Annotated in this window: 25 protein-coding genes; 13 read left to right on the plus strand and 12 right to left on the minus strand. The window is 45.7% G+C overall.

The genetic code is table 11. The features are described 5' to 3' along the window. Positions 1-127 precede the first annotated feature (127 nt). Positions 128-742, plus strand: a complete 615-nt coding sequence (locus tag AWU56_RS03480) for an RHS repeat-associated core domain-containing protein (protein ID WP_286681770.1) — start codon at positions 128-130, stop codon at positions 740-742. A gap of 375 nt (positions 743-1,117) precedes the next feature. Here the strand turns inward: AWU56_RS03480 and AWU56_RS03485 are convergent, their stop codons facing one another. From AWU56_RS03485 to AWU56_RS03510, 6 genes are all read right to left on the minus strand, one after another. Further along, entirely contained in the window at positions 1,118-1,267 is a 150-nt protein-coding gene (locus AWU56_RS03485) for a hypothetical protein (protein ID WP_286681771.1), read from the minus strand. A gap of 164 nt (positions 1,268-1,431) precedes the next feature. Continuing rightward, positions 1,432-2,436 carry an isocitrate dehydrogenase gene (locus AWU56_RS03490; RefSeq protein WP_006955288.1) on the minus strand — a complete coding sequence of 335 codons (1,005 nt, stop codon included), beginning with the start codon at positions 2,434-2,436 and terminating at the stop codon, positions 1,432-1,434. Between the two features lie 92 nt (positions 2,437-2,528). Further along, complete coding sequence (locus AWU56_RS03495) at positions 2,529-3,917, minus strand: hypothetical protein (RefSeq protein ID WP_286681772.1); 1,389 nt, start codon at positions 3,915-3,917, stop codon at positions 2,529-2,531. Further along, a complete protein-coding gene (locus AWU56_RS03500; protein WP_272977916.1) occupies positions 3,914-4,288 on the minus strand; it encodes a DUF3192 domain-containing protein in 375 nt (124 codons plus the stop codon). The genes AWU56_RS03495 and AWU56_RS03500 overlap by 4 nt, the downstream gene beginning before the upstream one ends. Before the next feature lie 4 nt (positions 4,289-4,292). Then, positions 4,293-5,648 (minus strand): nucleotide 5'-monophosphate nucleosidase PpnN, encoded by a 1,356-nt coding sequence (ppnN, locus tag AWU56_RS03505; RefSeq protein ID WP_286681773.1) that lies wholly within the window; start codon positions 5,646-5,648, stop codon positions 4,293-4,295. A gap of 30 nt (positions 5,649-5,678) precedes the next feature. Then, positions 5,679-7,235, minus strand: coding sequence for a GGDEF domain-containing protein (locus AWU56_RS03510; protein WP_286681774.1), 1,557 nt, complete (start codon positions 7,233-7,235; stop codon positions 5,679-5,681). Between the two features lie 225 nt (positions 7,236-7,460). Between AWU56_RS03510 and AWU56_RS03515 the strand changes: the two genes are divergently transcribed. Further along, complete coding sequence (locus AWU56_RS03515; RefSeq protein ID WP_286681775.1) at positions 7,461-9,254, plus strand: M61 family metallopeptidase; 1,794 nt, start codon at positions 7,461-7,463, stop codon at positions 9,252-9,254. Between the two features lie 2 nt (positions 9,255-9,256). On the opposite strand, the gene queF is transcribed toward AWU56_RS03515, so the two are convergent. Continuing rightward, positions 9,257-10,087 (minus strand): NADPH-dependent 7-cyano-7-deazaguanine reductase QueF, encoded by an 831-nt coding sequence (queF, locus tag AWU56_RS03520; RefSeq protein WP_006955294.1) that lies wholly within the window; start codon positions 10,085-10,087, stop codon positions 9,257-9,259. A gap of 66 nt (positions 10,088-10,153) precedes the next feature. Here queF and AWU56_RS03525 point away from each other — a divergent pair, with 66 nt between their 5' ends. The 3 genes from AWU56_RS03525 (at position 10,154) to AWU56_RS03535 (ending at position 11,926) form a co-directional block, all read left to right on the plus strand. Further along, the gene (locus tag AWU56_RS03525; RefSeq protein WP_286681776.1) at positions 10,154-10,723 is read left to right on the plus strand and encodes a SecY-interacting protein Syd; all 570 of its coding nucleotides are present in this window, start codon (positions 10,154-10,156) and stop codon (positions 10,721-10,723) included. Positions 10,724-10,867: 144 nt separating this feature from the next. Further along, positions 10,868-11,245: a DUF3192 domain-containing protein gene (locus tag AWU56_RS03530; RefSeq protein ID WP_286681777.1), complete on the plus strand. Its 378-nt coding sequence runs from the start codon at positions 10,868-10,870 to the stop codon at positions 11,243-11,245. Positions 11,246-11,290: 45 nt separating this feature from the next. Then, complete coding sequence (locus tag AWU56_RS03535) at positions 11,291-11,926, plus strand: GNAT family N-acetyltransferase (protein WP_006955297.1); 636 nt, start codon at positions 11,291-11,293, stop codon at positions 11,924-11,926. On the opposite strand, the gene AWU56_RS03540 is transcribed toward AWU56_RS03535, so the two are convergent. Both AWU56_RS03540 and AWU56_RS03545 read right to left on the minus strand, forming a co-directional pair. Further along, positions 11,923-12,234: a DUF3301 domain-containing protein gene (locus tag AWU56_RS03540; RefSeq protein ID WP_006955298.1), complete on the minus strand. Its 312-nt coding sequence runs from the start codon at positions 12,232-12,234 to the stop codon at positions 11,923-11,925. The genes AWU56_RS03535 and AWU56_RS03540 overlap by 4 nt on opposite strands. Continuing rightward, positions 12,231-13,253, minus strand: a complete 1,023-nt coding sequence (locus tag AWU56_RS03545; RefSeq protein WP_286681778.1) for a DUF3549 family protein — start codon at positions 13,251-13,253, stop codon at positions 12,231-12,233. The genes AWU56_RS03540 and AWU56_RS03545 overlap by 4 nt, the downstream gene beginning before the upstream one ends. A gap of 93 nt (positions 13,254-13,346) precedes the next feature. Between AWU56_RS03545 and AWU56_RS03550 the strand changes: the two genes are divergently transcribed. Both AWU56_RS03550 and truC read left to right on the plus strand, forming a co-directional pair. After that, positions 13,347-13,691, plus strand: coding sequence for a YqcC family protein (locus AWU56_RS03550; protein WP_006955300.1), 345 nt, complete (start codon positions 13,347-13,349; stop codon positions 13,689-13,691). Beyond that, positions 13,684-14,403, plus strand: coding sequence for a tRNA pseudouridine(65) synthase TruC (truC, locus tag AWU56_RS03555; protein ID WP_286681779.1), 720 nt, complete (start codon positions 13,684-13,686; stop codon positions 14,401-14,403). The genes AWU56_RS03550 and truC overlap by 8 nt, the downstream gene beginning before the upstream one ends. A gap of 27 nt (positions 14,404-14,430) precedes the next feature. Here truC and dapD read toward each other — a convergent pair whose 3' ends face one another. The 3 genes from dapD to map are packed head-to-tail and all read right to left on the minus strand — an operon-like array spanning position 14,431 to position 18,689. Next, positions 14,431-15,261 (minus strand): 2,3,4,5-tetrahydropyridine-2,6-dicarboxylate N-succinyltransferase, encoded by an 831-nt coding sequence (gene dapD, locus AWU56_RS03560; protein ID WP_286681780.1) that lies wholly within the window; start codon positions 15,259-15,261, stop codon positions 14,431-14,433. Positions 15,262-15,271: 10 nt separating this feature from the next. Beyond that, positions 15,272-17,893 carry a [protein-PII] uridylyltransferase gene (gene glnD / locus AWU56_RS03565; protein WP_333809756.1) on the minus strand — a complete coding sequence of 874 codons (2,622 nt, stop codon included), beginning with the start codon at positions 17,891-17,893 and terminating at the stop codon, positions 15,272-15,274. 4 nt (positions 17,894-17,897) lie between these two features. Further along, complete coding sequence (gene map, locus AWU56_RS03570; RefSeq protein WP_006955305.1) at positions 17,898-18,689, minus strand: type I methionyl aminopeptidase; 792 nt, start codon at positions 18,687-18,689, stop codon at positions 17,898-17,900. A gap of 278 nt (positions 18,690-18,967) precedes the next feature. Here map and rpsB point away from each other — a divergent pair, with 278 nt between their 5' ends. The 6 genes from rpsB to AWU56_RS03600 all read left to right on the plus strand — a co-directional run bounded on the left by rpsB (position 18,968) and on the right by AWU56_RS03600 (position 23,716). Next, entirely contained in the window at positions 18,968-19,696 is a 729-nt protein-coding gene (gene rpsB, locus AWU56_RS03575; RefSeq protein ID WP_006955306.1) for a 30S ribosomal protein S2, read from the plus strand. Between the two features lie 14 nt (positions 19,697-19,710). Then, positions 19,711-20,589, plus strand: coding sequence for a translation elongation factor Ts (gene tsf / locus AWU56_RS03580; protein ID WP_006955307.1), 879 nt, complete (start codon positions 19,711-19,713; stop codon positions 20,587-20,589). 103 nt (positions 20,590-20,692) lie between these two features. Next, a complete protein-coding gene (gene pyrH / locus AWU56_RS03585; protein ID WP_006955308.1) occupies positions 20,693-21,427 on the plus strand; it encodes a UMP kinase in 735 nt (244 codons plus the stop codon). 59 nt (positions 21,428-21,486) lie between these two features. Further along, positions 21,487-22,008 (plus strand): ribosome recycling factor, encoded by a 522-nt coding sequence (gene frr, locus AWU56_RS03590; RefSeq protein ID WP_370215255.1) that lies wholly within the window; start codon positions 21,487-21,489, stop codon positions 22,006-22,008. A gap of 66 nt (positions 22,009-22,074) precedes the next feature. Beyond that, positions 22,075-22,848: a polyprenyl diphosphate synthase gene (uppS, locus tag AWU56_RS03595; RefSeq protein WP_006955310.1), complete on the plus strand. Its 774-nt coding sequence runs from the start codon at positions 22,075-22,077 to the stop codon at positions 22,846-22,848. Positions 22,849-22,852: 4 nt separating this feature from the next. Continuing rightward, positions 22,853-23,716 (plus strand): phosphatidate cytidylyltransferase, encoded by an 864-nt coding sequence (locus tag AWU56_RS03600; RefSeq protein WP_006955311.1) that lies wholly within the window; start codon positions 22,853-22,855, stop codon positions 23,714-23,716. The last annotated feature ends 1 nt before the right edge of the window (position 23,717 follow it).

Genomic DNA, 23,717 nt, shown 5'->3' on the forward strand with positions numbered 1-23,717 from the left:
TAGGCCGCCTTGTCTTATTGAAAAGTGCGGCTATGATGCCTCAGGTGGATCACTTTTAAACCGTTGTCAGTGGATCAATTTTACTCCGTTGGTAACAACAATGTACTATGGCTCGTAGTGTCGATTAATGTATATGCAGGCACGATACTATGATTCAGTGATTGGGCGATTTTATTCGAATGATCCTAAGGGTACAGCATCTTTCCTTTCTGAAGGTAAAATTCAAGGGTTCAATAGATATGTATACGCGGCTAACAATCCTTATAAATATGTTGATCCAGATGGACGAGACTACGAAGAAACTTTCTTGTCGCTAAAGGTGCCATTCGTGGGAGCAGTAGATGTTGGAACTGTAAGTTTTAAACCTAATGCTAGCGGCCAAGGAAATACTACTTCTGGGGTGTTTGTGCGATTTAGTACTAGTGTTTCAAATGTCGGTTCAGATGTCACTACAGGCGTTATAAAGCAGAAAGGGGCGATTGTTGGATTGACATTTGGCATGGGAGCCGGAAGTCATACCGATCAGAACTTCGATGATCCGTCAGCCTCTATTGATGCGGGAGTTGGCGTAGGGACAGTCAGTATTGGGGATGCGTCTAGTTCCGAATCTAGTGCTACTGTAGAAATTGGCCCCTCACTTGGTGCTGATGCCACCGTCAGTAAATCTTTTACTTTAACAGGAAATGATGTCAAACAGGCGGCTCAGGAAGTAAAGTCAAAAATAGAAGATTTAATTAGGTGATACCATGGCAAGACACAATCAATTTAAAGCGACTTTGATAGCTTTAATAATCTGTATTATTGGCTTTAACTTTGTAAAAATCGGGGGGGAGTTCTATTTCAATCCCTTTTACATATTGAGCTTTGTATTTGCAATAACACTGATCGTTAAGTCAATAAATTATGTTTGTCCTAGCTGTCAGAAAAACCAAGTAATTCGCTCATTTCTTAGTTATCGACTTCCAAAGGCGGAATGCTACTCTTGCAACTGTAAGTTAGAAAAGGAAAATTAATTCTAGCGTGTCTATTTGAATCCAAAGCCTCGCCCTCGCGGGGCTTTGTTTATTCTCATATCAAAGCAAGTAGCAGATCAATATTCAGATGAGACGGTGCAGGGTCAGGGCATCAATAATTGGTGGCGAGGGTGAGTAAATACACCATCGCCACCGTAAAAATTAGTGAGAACGTAACTGTAAATCCACTCGTGACTGATTGGATAATCTAGTCGCGTATAGACAACCGATACCTGCTCCGGACTCCAGTCCATCTCTAAATAAGCCCTATGACGTTTCGCTTATTCTCGTAAACCCTTTTGAGCTTTGGCTTGGGCGTAATGTTCTGCTATTTACACGAAGCCTTTCTCAGCTATCGACTTATAAAGATGGAATGTATTTTTTCAATTCTAAGTTAGACAATGAAAATTAGCTCTGTTTATAAACGCTCAATGATGGCGTCTGTAAAGTCAGTAGTGCCATGACTACCACCTAAGTCGCGCGTTGTACGATCACCTGATTCGATAACCTCAGCTAAAGCGCGAGTAATTTTCTCTGCTGGCTCAGGCATTTCTAAATACTCAAGCATTTGCACAGCGGCTAAAATGACCGAGCTTGGGTTGGCTAAATTTTTACCTGCGATATCCGGTGCTGAACCGTGCACAGCCTCGAAAATTGCACAATCTTTGCCTATGTTTGCACCAGGCGCCATACCAAGACCGCCAACCAGGCCTGCACAAAGGTCAGATAGAATATCGCCGAATAAGTTGGTGGTGACTAATACGTCGAAGTCTTCTGGGTTCATCACCAAGCGCATGCATGCTGCATCAACAATCATCTCGGCTGATTCAATGTCGGGGTATTCATCAGCGATTTCGCGGGCGACTTTTAGGAACAGTCCAGAGGTTGATTTAAGGATATTTGCCTTGTGTACCGCTGTCACTTTCTTACGGCCTTCGCGGCGAGCAAGGTCATAGGCAAAACGCACGATACGTTCAGCGCCAGCGCGTGTGATTTTGCTCATTGCTTCCGCTTCTGAACCATCTTCACTGACTTTCTGACCCAGACCTGAGTACATACCCTCGGTATTCTCTCGCACCGTTATAATATCAATATTGTCATAACGTGCTTGAGTACCTTTGAATGACTTCACTGGGCGTAAATTCGCGTACAGACCAAAGCGTTTACGCAAACTGACGTTAATTGAAGTAAAGCCTTCTCCAACCGGAGTTGTTAATGGGCCTTTTAAGGTAACGCCGTTCTTAGCTATGGCGTCCAATGTAGCTTGTGGCAACAACTCACCCGTTTTCTCGAGCGCTGTGAGACCTGCGTCGACAAATTCGTAGTCGAATTCACAGCCCGCTTTTTCTAGAATAGCGAGGGCCGATTTGACGATATCGGGACCAATACCATCGCCTGGGATCACTGTGATTTTTCTGCTCATATTCGTTCCTTATGCCTAGCTACTACATTAAATTAGGAGTTTGCGGATTCCGAAAGTCTAGCACTACAACCGCCGATGGACTAGCGTGGATATTATTCGCTTGGGTGATTGTAATCATTCACTGCGCAAATGTGTGTGTTTAATGGCGTATAACTATGACAAAACGATATGGCATCGCTTTTGATACGCAATAACTGCGTCGCATCTAAATTGAGGCGTTCGCAAAGTTTGGGCAATAACGCGAGCCAGCGTTTAGGCGTTTGTTTTTCTCCTGCATAAAGCTGTTGTAAAAGGATGCAGCCGAGCAAGAAAACTGTTTGTTGTTTATTCGTCACTTCATGTTGAACCCTGATTAGTTGATTTACTTGTTCAGGTAGCCGCCAGCGATGAATTAGAATGGAGCTATATTTTTGCCTTTCAATTTCTACAACTGCGCCGATAATAGAGAATATACTGAGCGGTGTATCATCGGGTACAGTGGGCCATCGAATGGCACTGGCAAGCGTAGGATGATGTATTAGGTCAGTTGCAATAATCTGCGCGATTAGCTTCTCTCGTACAGGCCATTTAATTTGAGCAGTTTGATTAAGTTGCCGCCAGAGTTCAATAAGTAAGGACAGTCGCTGCATCAGGCTTTCATGGAGCGGAATACGATGGCGGTCAAGGTGTTGCTGCAAACTGGCGGACGCCAGCACACGAGACGCCCGTTGCGCGCCAAGATAGAGGTACGCGTGTTTTGTTGATTTAAAAGGGGCTACCTGCGCATGCTCACGCGCAGCTTGATGGAGCGCCTTTCTAAGACCCGGCTGTTGTTCAATTGCTGCGATGATTGGAATTAATGAATCTGTTCCATCCGCAAATCGCTTGATTGCTTTAAGCAGTGTCTTGGGCGGTTTGACTGAGTTATTCAGATACGCTGGCGTCGCTCTCTTGTGCTGTAAAGCCGGTTCGAGGTGTTCGTTGGTTAGCTTTTCTACCCTGTACGGTCGACTTAGTTCAGCGTAGGGCCAATACTCTAGGTGATGTTCGCCGATTAAAAGTTGGTTTAGGGTTCCTTTGCCGTCTAAGGCGAGTTGGTATCGCGCCAGGTGCAACGACCAATCGACTAAATAGTACGCATAGTGGTGACGGCGTTCTTTTTTATGAAGACATGCATGTAAAACTTCAGATTTTAGACGATTCGTATTGCTTAAGTGGGTCGGCAAAGTACGAATTAATACTGCAGTCATTAATAGTCTTCGGAAAGGTGTAGCTAAACCTAGCTCATAACTCAACTTGAATACATTGATTGCGCTTTGAAGCGCAAGCGTGTGTGGCAGGTTTTGCGCTCGATGACCCAGTGCCCAGTGAGCAAAATAGTCAGGCCACTGATATTCACTTATCTCGTATTCAAGCTTCTTGGTTTGTGCGTATATTTCAACGGCAGTGGAGTGTACTAGTGCAGAGCGAAACGACGTTAAAAATTCATCTAAACGATTCATTGAGTGCCTTTATAGCTATCGTATGCGCCACTCCCCCAAGCCGTTAGTTGGTTATTTTCAAATAATAACGCAGTACACTCGTCCTTGGTTGTGATACCGTCGGAAGTCACATGGTGTGTGCGATAAAATAGCACGTGGAGATCACCGCGTGAGGTTTCCTTTGCTTCATTTATATCAGGCGATCCGAGCATACGGATCACCTGATCCTTTGACATACCGAGTTCGAGCTGACCGATTTGCATTGCGTTGTAGGTTTCGCGCTCCTGCCACTTCATATCCGCTGGATCTGCTTGGTAAAATACTTTTACCAGTCCTAGAATGGCGATGTAGCCGACAATACCTACAAACAATACTAAGCCAAGCTTGCGCATTCGATTAGTCCGTAATGACTTTGTAGCACGGGTTGTATACTGAACCCGGCAGCTTCATGCGGCCTTGTTCAACAAACGCTCGTAATAGCTCATCAAGTCGCTTCATTAGACTTTGCTCACCATGAATTGTAAATACACCATTTTTGCGTATCTGACGAATACCTTCATCTTTCACATTACCTGCCACGATTGCTGAGAATGCGCGACGTAAGTCCGCGGCTAAACGTTCTTTGGGTTGATCTGGATGAAGGTTGAGCGCAGCTACATTTTCATGGGTTGGACTGAAGGGACGCTGGAACTCTTCATTAATCTTTAATGTCCAGTTGAAGTAGTAAGCATCACCTGAGTCACGTCGATATTGTTTCACCGCTGCCATACCCGCATGCATGTGTTGAGCTACGGCTGCCGGATCATCAATGATTATTTTGTATAACTGGCGGGCTTCATCACCGATAGTCGCGCCAATGAATTCATCTAAAGCTTCAAAATAGTCACGCGATGATGCAGGACCGGTTAAAATGACAGGTAAGCTTTGGCGCTGATTATCAGGGTGCATCAAAATTCCCAATAAATAAAGTAGCTCCTCAGCAGTTCCTGCACCACCTGGGAATATGACAATTCCGTGTGCGCACCGCACAAACGCCTCAAGACGTTTTTCAATGTCAGGTAAAATCACCAACTCGTTGACAATTGGATTAGGTGGCTCAGCAGCAATAATGCCTGGCTCTGTTAAGCCCAAATAGCGACCACCTTCAACACGCTGTTTTGCATGACCAATTGTTGCGCCTTTCATCGGACCTTTCATGGCTCCTGGCCCACAGCCAGTGCAGATATTGAGTCCACGCAAACCGACATGATAGCCGACATCTTTCGTGTATTTATACTCAATCTCATTAATTGAGTGTCCGCCCCAACAAACCACCATATTGGGCTCTTCTTGAGGACGTAATGTACGTGCATTTCGTAAAATATCAAAAACAACGTGAGTCAAGGTGGCGCTGTCAGCGTGCTCTAAGTCAGTTTCTGAATAACGCTCACCCGTAAACAAGATGTCACGCAAGACCGATTCAAGTAGCTCTCGGATGCCGACAATAACCTCACCATCTACGAAGGCTTCTTCTGGTGGTTCGATAAGCTCGAGTTTGATCCCGCGCTCACGGCGAATGATATTGACTTCAAAGTCTTTATAACTGTCGTAGATATCCGCTGAGCTATCGGTGTGGCTACCTGCGTTAAGAACTGCTAAGCAGCAGTTACGAAAGAGCTTATAAAGTTGACTATTTGATGATGCTTTTAACCGTTCGATTTCTAATTGTGATAGCAGGGACATGCTTCCCTGAGGTGAAATACTTGCTTTCATTACTTATTTCTTACTCCTAAACAGTGTTCCTCAATTCGATACAGCGCTTGCTAATACAATTTTATTTCTGCCTGTCTTCTTGGCTTCGTACAGTGCGTTATCAGCTGTTTCGAATAGTGAGGTTAACGATTGGTTGACCTGCTGTAACTCAGCAATACCAACCGATACGGTAATCCTAATATCTTCTGATCTAAATTTGAATGGGATATTACGGATACGTTCACACGCCTTTTCTAAGCGTGCTTGAGCATCTGCGATCGGTGTGTTGGGGAACAGTACGACAAACTCCTCTCCACCATATCGACAGACAAAATCTGATTCATTAACTGCCTTTCTTAACATACTTGCAATGACTTGTAACGTTTTATCGCCCGCGCTGTGACCGAAATTGTCGTTGATACGCTTAAAAAAGTCGATATCTAAGACGGCGATGCTGACAGGTTCTTTCGTTCGTTTGAAGCGTTGTTCTTCGACCCGCATACGTTCTTCGAGTGCGGCACGGTTAGGTAGTTTCGTTAGACTGTCTTGTAAGCTTTTAAATTTTTGCTCAGCCAACTTTTGTTTGTAATGATGCACCTGTTGTTCAAAATGTGTCAGTTTGCTGCTCAGTTTTGCCGTGGTACGCTCGAAGTGCTGTCGCTCATGCTCTTCTAGTGCCAATTTTTCTTTCAATGTTTCATTTAACTGACACAGGTGGCTTGCTACTTCTTGCTTAAGTGTCTCTAAATGTTGTGCATTCTGCACCGATGCATTTAATCGATCAACGTTAGATTGGAGTTGTTCATTGAGGCTTGAATTTTCACTCTCATAATGACCTCGCTCATTTACACTTTGACTGAGTGTGCCTTGAACAACACCTAGGGTTTGCGAAATCTCTAACAGAAAATTCTGCGCCGATTGGCGCTCGAGACTGACGCCATCAATGATGGTTTCTAGTAAATTGACTAACACTGAGAGTAATTCGGTGTTGTCGAGTTTCCCTTTAAGTTTTCTCGCGATTAAGTTGAGCTGTTGCTCTGTCGAGCCATTAAACTCCAATTGCGTGATAAGCTTAAGCACTATTTTTTGATGCGCTTGGCTTTGCTGTTCTGGTGCACTTACGATGTCACTGCCAAGCCGCTGACAATAGTTGAGCAGTGTAATCATCAACGGCATATAATGCATGATTGAGACGTGTTGTGATTGACTCAATTCAATGATGCGTTGTAACTCCGAACGCGCGCTCTTTGATAGGTTGGGTTGCTTGAGTAACCAGTTGAGTGTTGCAAAGGTGACTTCGTGAGCATCTTTTAGGTTGCGCTGAACTTGGTTGGCAACAGATTGGATATGAGCTTCTGACTCTGTCATAACAGGTTTCAAAAGTTCCATTCCACTGTTTCTTTGTAATAAACCGCGCAGCTTGGTTAACGCGTTATCAAGGTTTTGGTCTAAGCCTCCGCAAGCATATGAAAGCTGCGTTAGCATGTTGGAAAAATGAGTCCAGTCGTGTTGGTATTCGTCCTCGAGCTGTTTTCGCGACTGAATCGTTTGGTTGAGTCGCTTTTCTAATATAGCTAGTTTTTCTTCGGTCGAATTCGATTGATTCAAAACTCAGTCTCACCGCGTTTTCTTATGTTCATGCTCATAGTGTATACCATTCAATTATAAATGTTCGATGAAAGCACGTAAAAATTTGCCTGAAACCCGCTCATTAGACGGTAAAAATATGCGTCTAATCGCACAGACTCCCGCTCTTTGTTTCATCATGCTACTCTACGTCGGCATACTTACTTATAAAAATTAAAACCAGCGAGCTCATCACAAGGAGTTAACGTGTTTAAGAAATCTTTATTAGCACTTGCAGTCGCTGCATCAACGCCCGCTTGGGCCGATGTTGATTACCACCTTAATTTAACGAAGCCGACCCATCACACTGGCCAAGTTGATATTGTGTTCCCTGACGTTGAAAACGATTATATAGACGTCAAAATGCCAGCGTGGCGAACCGGTTATTATCGTATTTTAAATCTTGCCAATGGCGTACGTGAATTTAAAGCAACGTCAGAAGATGGTGAGTCACTGACTTGGGAAAAAATTGATAAAAGCACATGGCGCATTCACTTACCGAAGTCAGCGCAAGGTGATGACGTTAAGGTCAACTATCAAATTTATGCGAATCAACTCGGACGACGTAGTCGCCACATTGATGACTCTCACGCCTATTTAGACGCGTCAGCAGTGTTTATGTATGCCGACGAGTACCGCTCAGAGCCAGTGACGGTCAGCCTTGATGTGCAAGACAATTGGCGCAGCGTATCAGGCATGGAGAAAGAGGCAGAGCATACGTTTGTGGCGGATAATTGGGATATCTTAGTTGACTCACCCATTGAGACAGGTATCAACGAACTGTATAAATTCAGTGTTGACGATCGTGACTACGAAGTGGTTTTTTGGGGTGAAGGCAATTACGATGCAGAACAAACCGTTAAGGACTTAGAAAAGCTTGTTCAGCAGTCGCAGAATATTTGGCAAGGTCATCCCTATGAACGTTATGTATTTATGATCCATGCGACTTCGGGAGCAGGTGGCGCAACCGAACATCGCAACTCGACGATCATTCAGCGTCCACGCTATAGCTACGCAAGCAGAGACGACTATCTAAGCTTTTTATCAACAGCTTCTCACGAACTGATTCATACTTGGAACGTAAAAGCCTATCGTCCGGAAGCCTTAGTGCCATACGATTATCAGAAGGAAAATTACACTGACCTATTCTGGTTAGCTGAGGGCTCAACAAGTTATTTCCAAAATCATTTGCTGATGCAAGCAGATATCATGACGACTGATGAGTATTTCGAACGCGTTGCTTCTGGGATCGAGAGTTTTTACGGCAAACCGGGGCGTGAAATCATGTCTGTGTCAGAAGCATCGTTTGAAGCTTGGAGTGACCAGTATGGCGATCGCGCTCACAACTTCTCAGTTAATATCTACTCAGAAGGTGCGATGGTTTCATGGTTGTTAGATCTAGCGTTAATTGAGCGCACTGATGGCGAGGTGACTTATCGCGATGTTCATAATGCACTTTATCAGCGTTTTGATGCCGATGAGGAAGGCTTTAATAGTGATGATGTCGTCGCTATCTTAGATGAGCTGACAGGTCAGTCGTGGCAGCAGTGGTGGGATGAGCATGTTAATGCGCCCGTCGCTGAGATCAATTTTGATGAGTTGCTGAATACCGTTGGTATGAAGCTGACATTTGCTTCAGCTGATGAGCAAAAACCTTGGGCCGGTTGGCGTGGTAAAGCAGCCGCTGAGGGTGTTGAATTGGTTCAGGTAGAGCGAGGCTCACCTGCTTGGGACGCCGGTTTTACTCCAGGCGACGTGATTGTTGCTTATGATGGGCAGCGTGCGGCCGATGGACGTTTCGAAGAAGCTCTGCAAGAGCGTGAAGTCGGTGATACGGTTGAAGTCACATTCTTCCGTCGTGACCAACTTCATACTGCTGAACTAGTACTGGGCGAAGAGCAACATACAGGTGCGAAAATTGAGCCGATAGAAGCACCTTCTGCTAAACAGAAGGCACGCTTCTTACAATGGTTACAAATTCCTCACCCGAATGCGAGTTAATCCTACTGCCGTGCAAGGCGCTGCCCACTCGGTGGCGCCTTTTCAAAGTTCGAACGAAACGGATTGATATCTAATCCACCTCGACGCGTGTAACGGGCGTAGACAGTCAGTTGCGTGAAGCCCAAGCGCTGCAGGTCGATAAAAATACGTTCCACACACTGTTCGTGAAATTCGTTGTGTCGTCGAAAACTAATCAGATAGCGTAGTAAGCTTGCGCGATCGAGACGTGGTCCAACGCCATGTATGTAAACTGATCCCCAATCAGGTTGATTAGTAATTAGGCAGTTTGATTTAAGTAAGTGGCTATGCACTGAAATTGATTCAATGATCGAGGTATCGACTGTTAATAGGTCTGGTTGGTAATCGTAGGTGCTTACTTCAATATCTTGTTCGTCAATACACGCCCCTGGTAAGCCACTTATCGGCGTGCCACTTAATTCATCTAAAGAACTTAAGCTGACTAAGACATTAGCACCGGCGCAGGTCGACAAATCGTGCTGCATGATATCCGCAACGGTTTGCCAGTCTTCGAACCGACTCTCGTTAAAGCTATTTAAATAGAGTTTAAATGACTTTGATTCAATTAAATGAGGGCTATCACAGGGCACAGAAAATTCAGCAATAGCCACTTGCGGTAAGCCTCTATTATTCAGCCATGAGACTTCATATCCCGTCCAGTCGTCTTGACCATCAAACGGTAGTTTTTGAGTTATCCCAATGGGTGTGCGATTAAGTTCGCGAGCTACAGCATGCAACTGGCTCGGGTCGTATGTGGTTGGGTAATCAGTGGCTTTACCCAAGTTTAGGTGAGCGAGTGGGTCGTTTTTTTGCATTGATGCGCTCCATGGTAAACTAAATTAGTTAAATCTATTTTACGCTGTTAAAAGGAAATGCACCAGATGAACCCCGTATCAACTGAACACGCCGTTAGCGTTTTGTTAGAGCGCTACCTCGAAGTGATCCCTGAACCCAAAACCGAATGGGTTGAAGAGTGGGATGCTAAGATATATCAGCAACGAATAGGTGAAGAGCAGGTTATTTGGCGGCCTGTAAAGCGTGATGAAGTGCAAGACTTCAGTACGTTAGAGTCAGCATTAGACATGCGATTTCATGACAGTGTAAAACGATTATTTGGCGATTGGTTCAGCGGTGATCTCAGTCTCGCTTTTGCAACTGGTGAGACAACCCCGTCAATGGGCTTTGAATTGTTGATGCCGCAATGCCAAGAGGATGCTGAACGGCTGCTGCAAAATCTGACGGGGCACATTTTGATGAAGCGCAAGTTGAAGCAGCCTGTCACGATTTTTATCGGTATTTTACATGAACATGATGATTGCTTGGTCTCGATAGATAACTCCACAGGAGAGGTCGCACTTGAGTGGTTAGGGAAGCTACAGCACCAAACCTTAGCGGTCGATCTCGCTACATTGTTATTGCAATGTCAGCCACATAGTGGTGAAAATGACTAAGCAATGCGAGCTTAAAGTAAAGTGAGACATCATTAAATGCATTAAAAACAACGGGTTATTATTTTGGTGCGATTTTTGCTTAATTTGTCGTGAGTGCGCGAAATGAGCACAATTCTTAAAATAACTAAAAATCGGAGATTGAAGATGGAATTCAGAAAGCTTGCATTGACTGGACTTGCGGGAATGATGACGCTCTCACTGTCGGGATGTATTGTTGTGAGTGATCCTAGCTGGGATAAAGACGATCCACAGTATGATCAAATTCACGACGAGCGGGGCAATCGTCAGACAATTGCTCAATTAAATTTAAATGCTGATTTTGAGTCTGTCCGTAATAAGCTCGGCACCCCTGATTTTACTGAACGATGGACCGAGGATGGCGACCAGTATCAAGTTCTTTTTTACCGGACGCAACGTGTTCACGCAGACGGTATGACCACTAAAGATGAGTGTACCCCGATTGTATTTAAGAATGGGTCAATGATTGGGACCGGTCAATTGGCACTCGACAAGGTGATGTAATCAGAGTAGGTTGGTGATAGCGTACTATGTAATAGGAGAGTTGCTATGCCAACCGAAGTTGCCGTATCAACACAGGACGTTGAGCTTGTAGAGCTGGACGTATGTCAGCTCAATAGCGTAGCGTCCTTATTGTTTCAAACCTACCAAAATGATGCGCTGATGCAGCGTATCTTTCAAGCCGACAAAGCGGACTATGAAAAGCGTTTACGCGCAGCGATACGCGAGGAATTGATTGCTCAGTGGGACAATGGGCAACCCATTATCGCGGCGATGCATGATGAAGCGCTGTTAGGTGTCGTATGTCTATCAAAGGTTGAACATCAATTCGGACCTACCAGCCGATGGAACTGGTACATTTCGATGTTATTGACAGCAGGTTGGGTAAGTACGCGTTACGTACTTGATAAAGAGCGCCAAATAAAGTCATTACTCAAAGATCAACCCTGCTATCTGATTTCTTTCATTGGTGTCGCCGAACAGTATCAACACCAAGGTATTGGGCAGTTACTGTGCCAAGCAGCGTTACAGGAGAGTGTTGAACGCGGTGGCGTTAAACAGTTGGCGGTATTTACTTCTGATCAGCAACAACAAACGTTTTTCAACCGTTGTGGCTTTACGCAGCAGCACGCTGTTGACGTTCATGACGTACCCGGCGCACTGCTCACTCTGAACGTCGATTAGTTGGGTTCACGAAAAGGCGGGAGATCGACGGCAATTAACTGACTATTATGCAAGGTTAACGTGCCTTCATAACGTGAAGTGCCGTCACTACTAAAGCCCATCACAAAGCGGCTTCGCCAGCCCGGATGACGACCTTTAAAAGACCAACGCGTGCTGACTTTCTCTAAATCTAGCATTTGCAGTCTCTGTTGCTTGCAATACCAAAGCGCGTGTTGGTAGGCATGCTCCGTTTGACGTCGGTGTTGCCAGAACAACCAAATTACACACAACAATAGTAAGAATAATAGTACATCAAATAGAGTGATCATGAGGCTTGTTGCGTCTTAAGTTTTAGGAGCTGCTGCTTGACCTCGATAGAAATATCATTTTGGGCTATTTTACGCAGTACCAAAGGGCGCAATTCTGGCAGTGAAACAGCGTCCTCGAATAACGCCTGAAACCATGTCTGTTGAAGCTCAGCAATGCGCTCAAGGTACAATCGGAGTAGCTCTTCATTTTGTAGTGTGGGCCATAAACGAGCGCCCACGACCGTTAATATATTGGCGTCGATTGGCTGCTTTAATAGGGTCATTACTGCTTTTTGCACACGTTTATCATTGCTCATGCTCGCTAACGCCCGCAGAGCGTATAACGCACGTGTCTCATTCGCTTCGGTCAACTCGTTCAGATAGAAGTCGCGCAACTTTGCGGGTATTGAGTGTTGTTCTAGCGCCTCCGCTAAATAACGTTGTACCGTGGGCGCATAGTTTGTGTAATGCTCAGTAATCGAGGTTGCCAATTCGGGCAGATTCATTAAACGAGCAGCACAATCATGTAAGCCCTGTACGCCGATATGTTGCCAATCGTCGTGTTTGCCCATCAAGTAGTCAAACGTAGTATCAAAGTACTGGCTCGGTGCAGCTTGACGCTGAGTTGAAATATGTGCATGTAGTGCGGCACGCTGGGTTTCGCTCGGAGTAAATAAATACGGATTATGCTTGAGCTGCTCTTCTTGTTCTTTAGTCAGGGCATCAGTGAGTTGCTGGCCTAATGCGGATACAACATACTCAAGATATTGGTCACGCGCAGCAACATTCAGAAGTCCCCGTTCGTCCAGAGGAAATTTTAAGAACCACAGATAATCCTGTTGCGGACTACTCTTGTGGCGAAATAGAATGGCCAGGTGCGCGTGATGAGCAAGCGGAAACGGATGAGGTTGCTGCTGGTGTTCAATAGCGGCAAAGGTCTCTACTGAAATTTGACTGAGCCGCCGACCCAAATCAAATACCTGAAATTCAGTGTTGCCTGCTGCCAAAAACTCGCCAATGGTTGCTATCTTATCAGTCACTCAACGTCTCCAAGCTTGAATTTAATTCGGTTTTCAATCAGTATTGTCGCCATTATATCGGTTATCAAACCTAAAGTGGTAATGGAGTCTCCGATGGAGCAGTATCAAAAAGCGGCCCGGCTACTCGATCGTATCGAACGAGAGTTAAATAGCTTGGGCCTCTGGCAATCTCATCAACCGCCTGTTGAAGCGTTGGATAGCCAACAGCCATTCGCTATGGATACCCTCGAGTTTCATCAATGGCTACAGTTCATAATGATACCGCGAATGTGGTCATTGATCGATGCGAAACAGCCTCTTCCCGATTCAATCGCCGTCAGTCCGATGGCAGCGCATTCCTATCGAAATGCGATTGAGCAACACGAACAACTGATTGAGTTAATCCGTGAGTTTGATGTCTTATTAAGTGGCTCTGATCCGTTGCAAGACGATGTCTGACTCCGAGCTATTAACTATCGTCTATCAAGACGAATACCTCGTGGTAATCGACAAGCCCAGCGGTTTATTGGTGCATCGTAGTTGGATCGCCTCGGACGCAAAACAGTTCGCTATGCAAATGCTCCGAGACCAACTCGGGCAACATGTTTTTCCTGTTCACCGACTTGACCGACCTACATCTGGGGTATTGGTGTTCGCGCTGTCTTCGGAGATAGCACGTGCGCTTAACGAACAGTTTGCCGAGCGTGATATTAAAAAAACCTATCACGCCGTTGTACGGGGTTATGTGGATGATGCTGGCATTATTGATTATGCGCTAAAAGAAGAGCACGATAAAATTGCTGATAAACAGGCACAAGCCGATAAGCCAGCTCAGGATGCTGTCACAGAATACACGTGTATTGACCGCGTAGAGCTTCCTTTCAAGGTCAGTAAAAAACATGATACGAGCCGCTACTCGTTGGTGAAGCTCATGCCTAAAACAGGGCGTAAACATCAGTTACGTCGGCATATGTCGCACATTAGACATCCAATTATTGGCGATACACGGCATGGGGAAGGGCGACACAATCGTTTTTTCCGTGAGCATTTTGATTGTCATCGCTTATTATTGGCAGCCACCGCAATCGAATTTCGACACCCAGTGACAGCCGAACAGCTGAGTATTGAGATTGAGATTCCAGACATACTAAAACGCCCGTTTCATCAGTAACGGGCGCTTAGTTAGTACAAATAGATGTTATTCTGCGCTGCGCAAGAGTGCATTAATACCAACCTTTGCGCGTGTTTTAGCATCGACACGTTTCACAATAATCGCGGCATAAAGGCTGTGCGTACCATCGGCAGAGGGGAGTGCGCCAGGTACAACAACAGCGCCTGCAGGCACACGTCCGTAAATAATTTTGTCGTTTTCACGATCGTAAATGCGTGTGCTTTGGCCTATATAGACGCCCATTGAAATGACTGCGCCTTCTTCAACGATCACTCCCTCGACGATTTCAGAACGTGCGCCAATAAAGCAGTTATCTTCAATAATCGTTGGATTGGCTTGTAATGGTTCGAGAACTCCGCCAATACCCACGCCACCAGACAGGTGAACATTTTTACCAATTTGTGCACACGAACCGACGGTCGCCCAGGTATCCACCATACTTCCATCGCCAACGTATGCGCCGATGTTTACATAGCTCGGCATGACCACTACATTACGACCAATGAAGGCGCCTTTGCGAACCATCGCAGGCGGAACGACACGCATGCCCTCCGCACGAAAACGAGCACTGTCATAGTCGGCAAATTTAGCGGGGACTTTATCCCAAAAACGGGTTTCGCCGCCTTCGATAAGATCGTTGTCGTTCAGTCTGAATGATAACAACACCGCCTTTTTTAGCCATTGGTGGACGATCCATTCGCCGGCTACTTTTTCTGCTACACGCAATTCACCGCGATCGATTTCATCAATGATGTAGCGAACGACTTCGCGCAGTTCATCATCGTCGGTACGGGGAGAAATTTGGTCACGCTGCTCAAAGGCATCATTAATTAGCTTTTTATACTTTTCGAACGACATGTTTGCCTCGTTATCCATCTAAATCTTTAATAATTTGTTGTTTAAGCGTCAATTTCTGCTCGTCTGAAAGCGCCTCTCCACGATTCGAAGAAACAATAAATAAATCTTCTGCTTGTTCACCGATAGTCGTGATTTTGGCAGCCAATAAACTAACATCTAAACGCTGTAAAATAGCAGCCAAGCGAGCAACTAACCCCGGTCTATCCAGCGCCACCAATTCGAAAGTGGTGCGCCCACGGTGTTTCGCAGGCAAGAAATTCACTTGAGTCTTAACGCTAAAATTCTTCAACCGACGTGATAGCGGCCGATTATTTTTAGGTACTTTACGGCGCTTGTGTAACACGTCGAGTAAGTGTTGTTTGACCTCTTCAATGCGACGTGCCTCGGTCAAGGGTTTACCATTTCGCTGCAACAACACGAAAGTATCCATCACAAAACCATCTCGAGTTGCCAGGATTTGCGCGTCTAAGATATTCAACTGTTGGCTGTCAAGCACGCCCGCCACGGCAGCAAAAAGATGCCCCTCGTCGTGGTGATAGACGAACAGCTCGGTTGTACCGTAGTTGTTTTCATCACCAATTAAAATTAATGGAAGTTCATCATCTTTAAGTTGCAAAATATGCTGGGAGTGCCAACTAATCTGCTCCGCCGTGTGACGAAAAAAGTAGTCCGCTGTAAAGCGCCCCCAAAGCGCAAGAATGGCCTCTTTTTCATAACCGCCACTCAGTAACAAAGCCATTGCGTTGGCTTTATTTTGCTGGATTTTATCACGCACGTCGAGCGTTGGTTTACTACTGTTTTGTTCTAATAAATAACGAGTCGCGTTATACAGCTCCTCGAGTAAGGTTGCTTTCCAGTTATTCCACAGCGAATGGTTAGTCGCGCGAATATCCGCTACGGTGAGACAATAAAGAAAGTCGAGTCGTTCGACCGTATCAACAATATTGGCGAATTCCTGAATTACTTCTGGATCGTGAATATCGCGTTTTTGTGCAGTGACCGACATGGTTAAATGGTGCTCGACTAGCCAACTAATTAAATCGCTATCCGATTGACTGTAGCGATGCTGCAGGCAAAAATTGCTGGCATCCATCGCACCGAGTTCAGAGTGGTCTCCTCCACGACCTTTGGCGATATCGTGGAAAATGCCCGCCAAGTAGAGGCAATGTCGACGCGTCATTTGAGCTACGCGTTCTTCACATAAAGGAAATTGCCCGACATACTCTGGATCTGAAAAACGATAAAGGTTGCGTACTAAACGAAAGGTGTGTTCATCGACCGTGTAGGCGTGGAAGAGGTCAAACTGCATTTGACCTACAATCTGCTGCCATTGGGGCAAGTAGCTTGCTATGACGCCATGATGATGCATTAAGGCAAAAGCACGACCACAGCCTGATGGATGTTCGATAAGTCGCTTAAACCAGAAACGACAGTTGGGATCATAGCTTAATGGTTCGTTGAGCTGAGCACGCGCGTTACGTAATTGACGAATCGTGTGTGAATGGATGCCTTCAATTTCTGGGTGTTCAGCAATAATTACAAATGCTCGGATTAGTTGGCTATGGTCTTCGAATACTTCATCGTGGCGTGCACTGAGCAGGTGTTGATTGATCGCAAAGTGTTCATCGATATCAACGGTATGATGCAGGTCTTGCGGGTTAAGGATAGCTTGCTGAAAAAACTGCAGAAGCATCTGATTCAGCTCACTGACACGAAGTACGACCTTAAAGTAGTCTTTCATCATCAGCTCTACTGATTGCTTCCCTTCATTCCCGTAACCAAGACGCACTGCAACGCCGGGTTGAAAATCGAATAGTAATCTATCCTCGCGTTTGCCTACTTCAAGGTGAAGTGCGAAACGAATACGCCAGAGCCAGTTCATACATTCACGTAGTTCAACAAATTCATCGGCCGTCATGTAACCGAACTCGACTAGGCTTTCGTCCGAGTGGGTTTGGAAATGACGTTTGGCAATCCAACCAATGGTTTGAATATCGCGAAGTCCGCCAGGGCTGGATTTAATATTAGGTTCAAGGTTATACGATGTACCGTGATATTGCTGATGTCGTTGCCTTTGTTCGTCAAGCTTCGCTTGATAGAAGTCTCGGCTTGACCAGGGGAAGTCGGATAATAATCGCTGCTCATAGTCGCGAATGAGCGTTTCATCACCCACCACGGGTCGGCTCTCAATTAGGTTGGTTGCCGTGGTGATATCTTCAGAAGCGGCACTTAAGCATTGGGAAACTGTGCGTACCGAGTGACCTACATCGAGGTGCAAGTCCCATAGAAAAGTGACAAATTCTGACACTGCACAACGTGATAATGTATCCTCGCAATCAACTAAAATGAGTAGATCTATATCGGATCCGGGATGTAAGGTATGACGACCATAGCCGCCTACCGCAATCAACGCCATAGGTTCATTGGAAAAGTCAAAGCGATGCCAGAGTTCTGTTAACAATTGATCGAAAAATTGAGCCCTATGGTGAATGAGCTCGTCAATATCGGCAGTGACAAAGTGGCCTTCTGACCAACGATGATAATGAGCAATGAGTTCGCGGTAGGCTCCGGCCTCAAGCGCAAGGTTTGAGGCGGGCCAATGTGCATAAAAATCTGCTTGCTCGGTATCCATCGTGTTATTCGCTATGCTGAATAACACGGGGCAGGTCAGTTTCTTCCTCTCGCAGTGTGAGTACCTCAACACCGTTGTCGGTGACCAATAAGGTGTGCTCCCACTGTGCGCTCAGGCTGCGGTCTTTTGTAAGTACGGTCCAACCGTCTTTCATCAACTTAGTGTGGCGTTTACCTGCATTGAGCATCGGCTCAATCGTGAAGCACATACCCGGCTCTAACACTTCACCCGTACCGGCCTTACCATAGTGGAGCACTTGTGGTTCCTCATGGAATACCGCACCAATTCCGTGACCGCAGTATTCGCGAACAATCGAATAATTATGTTGTTCAGCAAATTTTTGGATGACCTCTGCGAAATCACCTAAGCGAATACCTGGCTTCACCATTTTTATCGCTTTATAGAGCGATTCTTGCGTGGTTCTTATTAAGCGCTCGGCGAGGATAGAAGGTTTACCGACGACGAACATTTTTGAAGTGTCGCCATGATAGCCGTCTAACTTGACGGTGACATCAATGTTCATGATATCACCCTCTTTCAACTTTTTAGGTCCAGGAATGCCGTGACATACGCAGTGATTTACCGATGTACAAATCGATTTTGGAAAACCATGGTAATTGAGCGGAGCAGGGTATGCGCCGTGATCAACGATATAATCGTGACAGATTTTGTCTAACTCTTCGGTGGTCACACCAGGTTTGACGTGCTCACCAATCATCTCTAAAACACTGGCCGCTAAGCGACCCGCAGCGCGCATTTTTTCGATTTCTTCAGGCGTTTTGATCGATATACTCATTAAATACGGTCTCTTAAATTGGGCTACTTTTTTGCTTGTACATGCAGTCTACCAATTTAAACCCCGCTTAGCCATGCTCGGATGAGGATCGACGGCGGCATTTTTGTCGCTTTATGATTGCAGGACAACAGTGGATATGGTATAAAATGCGCGCTTTTTAAAAGCGAAAATTCACTTTAAATTTAAACCACACATATATCGACACATACCACGGGGTGCCCAATCGGGTCGTGCTATGGGGTATATGGAGGCTTAACCCCTACAAAAGGAAAAGTATTATGGCAAACGTGTCAATGCGTGACATGCTGAAAGCAGGTGTCCACTTCGGTCACCAAACCCGCTTCTGGAACCCAAAAATGAAGCCGTTCATTTTTGGCGCTCGCAACAAGATCCACATCATTAACCTTGAAAAAACTGTGCCTATGTTCAACGACGCGTTGAGCTACATGCAGCACGTTGCTTCAAATAAAGGTAAAATCTTGTTCGTAGGTACTAAGCGCGCAGCCGCTGAGCCTGTCAAGGAAGCAGCGTTGAACTGTGGTCAGTACTACGTAAACCACCGCTGGTTAGGTGGTATGTTGACTAACTGGAAAACCGTTCGTCAATCAATCAAGCGTTTGAAAGATCTTGAAACCATGAGCCAAGACGGTACTTTCGACAAGCTGACCAAGAAAGAAGCGTTGGTTAACACCCGCGAAATGGAAAAGCTTGAAAAAGGCCTTGGCGGTATCAAAAACATGGGCGGCTTGCCTGACGTATTGTTCGTAATCGACGCTGATCACGAGCACATTGCGATTAAAGAAGCCAACAACTTAGGTATTCCAGTTGTTTCTGTTGTTGATACCAACTCAGATCCAGATGGCGTTGACTACGTTATCCCAGGTAACGACGACGCAATCCGCGCAGTACAATTGTATTTGAATGCTGCAGCAGACGCGATCAAAGAAGCTAAATCAGCGCCAGTAGAAGCAAAAGACGCTGACGATTTTGTTGAAGCTACCGAATAATTGAGGATCTAACCATGGCAATTACTGCTGCTCAGGTAAAAGAACTTCGCGAGCGCACAGGCGCTGGTATGATGGACTGCAAGAAAGCATTGCAAGAAGTTGACGGCGACATGGAAGCTGCAATCGAGCTAATGCGTAAAAGCGGTCAAGCAAAAGCGGCTAAGAAAGCCGGTCGTGTTGCGGCTGAAGGCGTTATCTTGGTTAAGTCTGAAGGCAACCAAGCGACACTCGTTGAGCTTAACTGCGAAACTGACTTCGTTGCACGCGATGATAGCTTCTTGGCATTTGGCGAGAAAGTTATCAACGCAGCGTTCGCTAGCAAAGAAAACGATGTTGAACAATTGAAAGCAACTGACATCGGCGGCGAAACTGTTGAAAAAACCCGTGAAGACCTTGTTGCTAAAATCGGCGAAAACATGAACGTACGTCGTGTTAAGACGATTGAAGAAGGCAACACTGTTGCTACATACACTCACGGTGCACGGATTGGTGTAGCTGTTGCATTAAATGGTGGTGATGAAGACTTAGCGCGCGACTTGTGTATGCATGTTGCTGCGAGCAGTCCTCAGTTTGTTAAGCCCGAAGATGTTGACGCTGAAGTCGTTGAAAAAGAACGTGCTATTCAGGTTGATATCGCAATGCAAAGCGGTAAACCAAAAGAAATCGCTGAGAAAATGGTCGAAGGTCGTATGCGTAAATTTACTGGCGAGATCAGCTTAACTGGTCAGCCGTTCGTAAAAGACCCTTCTATGACTGTTGGCGAATTGCTTAAGCAAGCGGGTGCAGACGTAGTTACATTCGTACGCTTTGAAGTGGGCGAAGGTATTGAGCGTAAAGAAGAAGATTTTGCTTCTGAAGTACAAGCTCAAGTGGCGGCGGCAAGCAAAGGTTAATTCTTTGTGCCAGGGTCCACAACCCCAATGTGAGTAATAGAAACCGCGTCTTGAGCGTTCAGGACGCGGTTTTTTTTAGAAAAATGGATATTGAGAGGCAAGCATGAGTACCCACCCAAAACCAACATATCGACGTATTCTTTTAAAACTTAGCGGTGAAGCATTAATGGGCGATGAGCCTTTTGGCATCGACGCAAAAGTGCTGGATCGCATGGCTCAAGAGATCAAAGAGCTGGTTGAGCTCGGGGTCCAGGTTGGACTTGTCATCGGTGGTGGTAATTTATTCCGTGGCGAAGGCCTGGCAAAAGCCGGAATGAATCGTGTAGTCGGTGACCACATGGGGATGCTTGCAACGGTTATGAATGGGTTAGCAATGCGAGATGCGTTGCATCGCGCATTCGTGAATGCCCGCTTAATGTCTGCTATCGAGTTGACAGGTGTCTGTGACAGTTATAACTGGGCAGAAGCAATCAGCCTACTTAAGTCTGGGCGTGTCGTTATTTTCTCAGCCGGAACCGGCAACCCATTTTTTACGACAGACTCAGCTGCGTGTTTGCGTGGCATCGAAATCGAAGCAGACATAGTGCTAAAAGGCACCAAAGTCGATGGCGTGTATTCAGACGATCCTGTTAGTAATCCAGACGCCACACTATATCGCCATATCAATTATCAAGATGTACTTCAACAACAGCTGAAAGTGATGGATTTAGCCGCCTTTACACTGGCTCGCGATCATGAATTACCGATTCGTGTATTCAATATGAATAAGCCAGGTGCGTTACGATCCGTGATTCTGGGCGAAGAAGAAGGTACACTAATCAGTAAAGACGCTGAATAAACGAAATCGAGAAGGTAAAAACAGTGATTAACGATATTATTAAAGACGCAAAAGAGCGCATGGAAAAGAGCGTAGAGTCGCTCCGTAGTCAAATGTCAAAAGTGCGTACAGGACGCGCGCATCCGAGTATTCTTGATAGTGTGATGGTGAACTACTATGGGGTTGATACACCACTTAAGCAGCTCGCTAACATTACTACAGAAGATTCTCGTACATTGGCATTGACCGTATTTGACAAATCGTCCGCTCAAGCTGTCGAGAAGGCTATTTTAACCTCTGATTTGGGTTTAAACCCAGCATCTGCAGGTGCAGTCATTCGTATTCCTCTACCACCGTTGACCGAAGAACGCCGCCGTGACTTGGTAAAAATTGTTCGTGCAGAAGCCGAACAAGCGCGTGTAGCGGTGCGTAACATTCGTCGTGATGCGAATAACGATTTAAAAGAGTTGTTAAAGGAAAAGGAAATCACTGAGGATGAGGAACACTCGGCAGAGGACGATGTCCAAAAGCTAACCGACACGTACGTCAAAAAAATCGACGAGTCATTGAAAGCTAAAGAACAGGATTTAATGGAAGTTTAATTCCATTCCGTGCTCTAGACGGCGCCGTGTAGTCTCTATGCGGCGTTTTAATTATTGGCGGACAGCATGAAGCAATCTCCAACAATACAGCAAGTGATGCCCAAGCATGTCGCTATTATCATGGATGGGAATGGGCGTTGGGCTAAGCAACAAGGCAAACGAAGAACGTTTGGTCACAAAAAGGGAGCCGAGGCGGTTAGGAGAGCGGTTAGCTTTGCACGTCGAAACGGGATCCAGTCGCTTACGCTATTTGCCTTTAGTAGTGAAAATTGGAATAGACCGGCCGCGGAAGTATCGCTACTGATGGAGTTATTCATCAATGTACTTAAAAAGGAAGCGGATAAACTCAAACAAAATGATATCAAGCTTCAAGTTATTGGTGATAAGACACAGTTTTCAAGTCGCTTACGAAAGCATATTGAACAGACTGAAGAGATGACTGCCGAGTGTCGCGGTATGACACTTAATATCGCCGCAAATTACGGTGGTCAGTGGGATATTACCCAGGCGACGCGTAAAGTGGCAACCGCGGTGGCCAATAATGAATTAGCGGCATCAGACATTACTGAACGTACTTTTGAGCGCTATTTATGTTTAGCTGATCAGGCAAAACCTGACTTGCTCATTCGTACGGGTGGCGAACAGAGGGTGAGTAATTTCTTGCTATGGCAAATAGCGTATGCAGAATTTTACTTCAGCCCGATACTATGGCCTGACTTTGACGATCAAGCATTCGCAAGTGCTGTTGCAGAATTCGCGCAACGGGAACGCCGTTATGGGCTTACCAGTGAGCAAATCACTGAGCTCTTTGAAACAATGAATGCGCGTGTAGAGGACTGAATTTTTGCTTAAACAACGAATTTTGACAGCTGTCATTTTGATACCCGTCGCCCTCTATGCGGTCTTTTTACTGCCGCTGTGGGGCTTTTCCTTATTTATCCAAGCTGTATTGATGTTAGGCGCGTGGGAATGGGCACCGCTCATGGGGCTCACCAAAGTCCGTTCACGTATTGCGTATACACTCGGCATTGGAATAATAATTGGCGCATTAAGCCTTGCTGTGCCATTTGAACACTTGTGGAAAGCAGGCACGCTTAATCAAATTATTTATGCCACGATCGCTGCCGGCGGTATTTGGTGGGTCTGTGCATTAGCGTTGGTGGTCAACTATCCGTCGAGTCGACGTATGTGGTCCCGGACACGTTCGATCGTTGGTATTTTTGGCATGTTGATTTTTGTTCCAACTTGGGCAGCCTTGGTCACCGTGCGTTCAATCAATATTGATATACAACCCTATTTTGGCGGATGGGTGGTATTGTTTATTCTATTGTTAGTATGGGCCGCGGATGTTGGCGCCTACTTTGCCGGTGTCCGTTACGGACGTAATAAAATGATGCCTGCGGTAAGCCCGGGTAAGACAATGGAAGGTCTCTGCGGTGGATTAACGCTGGCATTTATCGTCATGATGGTGGTTTCACACTGGACTCAAATACCGGCTGACCAATTTACCGGCTACTATTTGACAGGATTATTTACTGTCGTGGCGTCTGTGTTTGGTGACTTGAATGAGAGTATGTTTAAACGCAGTGCCGGCGTAAAAGATAGCGGCTCAATTCTGCCAGGACATGGCGGCATATTAGATCGCATAGATAGTCTAACCGCGGCAGTGCCTGTGTTTACATTGGCTTACTTGGAGTTTTTACGTTAAG

This window comes from Idiomarina sp. T82-3 (assembly GCF_001577655.1).
Taxonomy (GTDB): Bacteria; Pseudomonadota; Gammaproteobacteria; order Enterobacterales; family Alteromonadaceae; genus Idiomarina; species Idiomarina baltica.

Excerpts from the sequence above, each read along its gene's own strand:
- AWU56_RS03480 (WP_286681770.1), top strand. The coding sequence starts at position 128 with ATGTATATGCAGGCACGATACTATGATTCAGTGATTGGGCGATTTTAT.
- AWU56_RS03485 (WP_286681771.1), bottom strand. The coding sequence starts at position 1,267 with ATGGACTGGAGTCCGGAGCAGGTATCGGTTGTCTATACGCGACTAGAT.
- AWU56_RS03490 (WP_006955288.1), bottom strand. The coding sequence starts at position 2,436 with ATGAGCAGAAAAATCACAGTGATCCCAGGCGATGGTATTGGTCCCGAT.
- AWU56_RS03495 (WP_286681772.1), bottom strand. The coding sequence starts at position 3,917 with ATGAATCGTTTAGATGAATTTTTAACGTCGTTTCGCTCTGCACTAGTA.
- AWU56_RS03500 (WP_272977916.1), bottom strand. The coding sequence starts at position 4,288 with ATGCGCAAGCTTGGCTTAGTATTGTTTGTAGGTATTGTCGGCTACATC.
- ppnN (WP_286681773.1), bottom strand. The coding sequence starts at position 5,648 with ATGAAAGCAAGTATTTCACCTCAGGGAAGCATGTCCCTGCTATCACAA.
- queF (WP_006955294.1), bottom strand. The coding sequence starts at position 10,087 with ATGCAAAAAAACGACCCACTCGCTCACCTAAACTTGGGTAAAGCCACT.
- AWU56_RS03525 (WP_286681776.1), top strand. The coding sequence starts at position 10,154 with ATGAACCCCGTATCAACTGAACACGCCGTTAGCGTTTTGTTAGAGCGC.
- AWU56_RS03530 (WP_286681777.1), top strand. The coding sequence starts at position 10,868 with ATGGAATTCAGAAAGCTTGCATTGACTGGACTTGCGGGAATGATGACG.
- AWU56_RS03535 (WP_006955297.1), top strand. The coding sequence starts at position 11,291 with ATGCCAACCGAAGTTGCCGTATCAACACAGGACGTTGAGCTTGTAGAG.
- AWU56_RS03540 (WP_006955298.1), bottom strand. The coding sequence starts at position 12,234 with ATGATCACTCTATTTGATGTACTATTATTCTTACTATTGTTGTGTGTA.
- AWU56_RS03550 (WP_006955300.1), top strand. The coding sequence starts at position 13,347 with ATGGAGCAGTATCAAAAAGCGGCCCGGCTACTCGATCGTATCGAACGA.
- truC (WP_286681779.1), top strand. The coding sequence starts at position 13,684 with ATGTCTGACTCCGAGCTATTAACTATCGTCTATCAAGACGAATACCTC.
- dapD (WP_286681780.1), bottom strand. The coding sequence starts at position 15,261 with ATGTCGTTCGAAAAGTATAAAAAGCTAATTAATGATGCCTTTGAGCAG.
- glnD (WP_333809756.1), bottom strand. The coding sequence starts at position 17,893 with ATGGATACCGAGCAAGCAGATTTTTATGCACATTGGCCCGCCTCAAAC.
- map (WP_006955305.1), bottom strand. The coding sequence starts at position 18,689 with ATGAGTATATCGATCAAAACGCCTGAAGAAATCGAAAAAATGCGCGCT.
- rpsB (WP_006955306.1), top strand. The coding sequence starts at position 18,968 with ATGGCAAACGTGTCAATGCGTGACATGCTGAAAGCAGGTGTCCACTTC.
- tsf (WP_006955307.1), top strand. The coding sequence starts at position 19,711 with ATGGCAATTACTGCTGCTCAGGTAAAAGAACTTCGCGAGCGCACAGGC.
- pyrH (WP_006955308.1), top strand. The coding sequence starts at position 20,693 with ATGAGTACCCACCCAAAACCAACATATCGACGTATTCTTTTAAAACTT.
- frr (WP_370215255.1), top strand. The coding sequence starts at position 21,487 with ATGGAAAAGAGCGTAGAGTCGCTCCGTAGTCAAATGTCAAAAGTGCGT.
- uppS (WP_006955310.1), top strand. The coding sequence starts at position 22,075 with ATGAAGCAATCTCCAACAATACAGCAAGTGATGCCCAAGCATGTCGCT.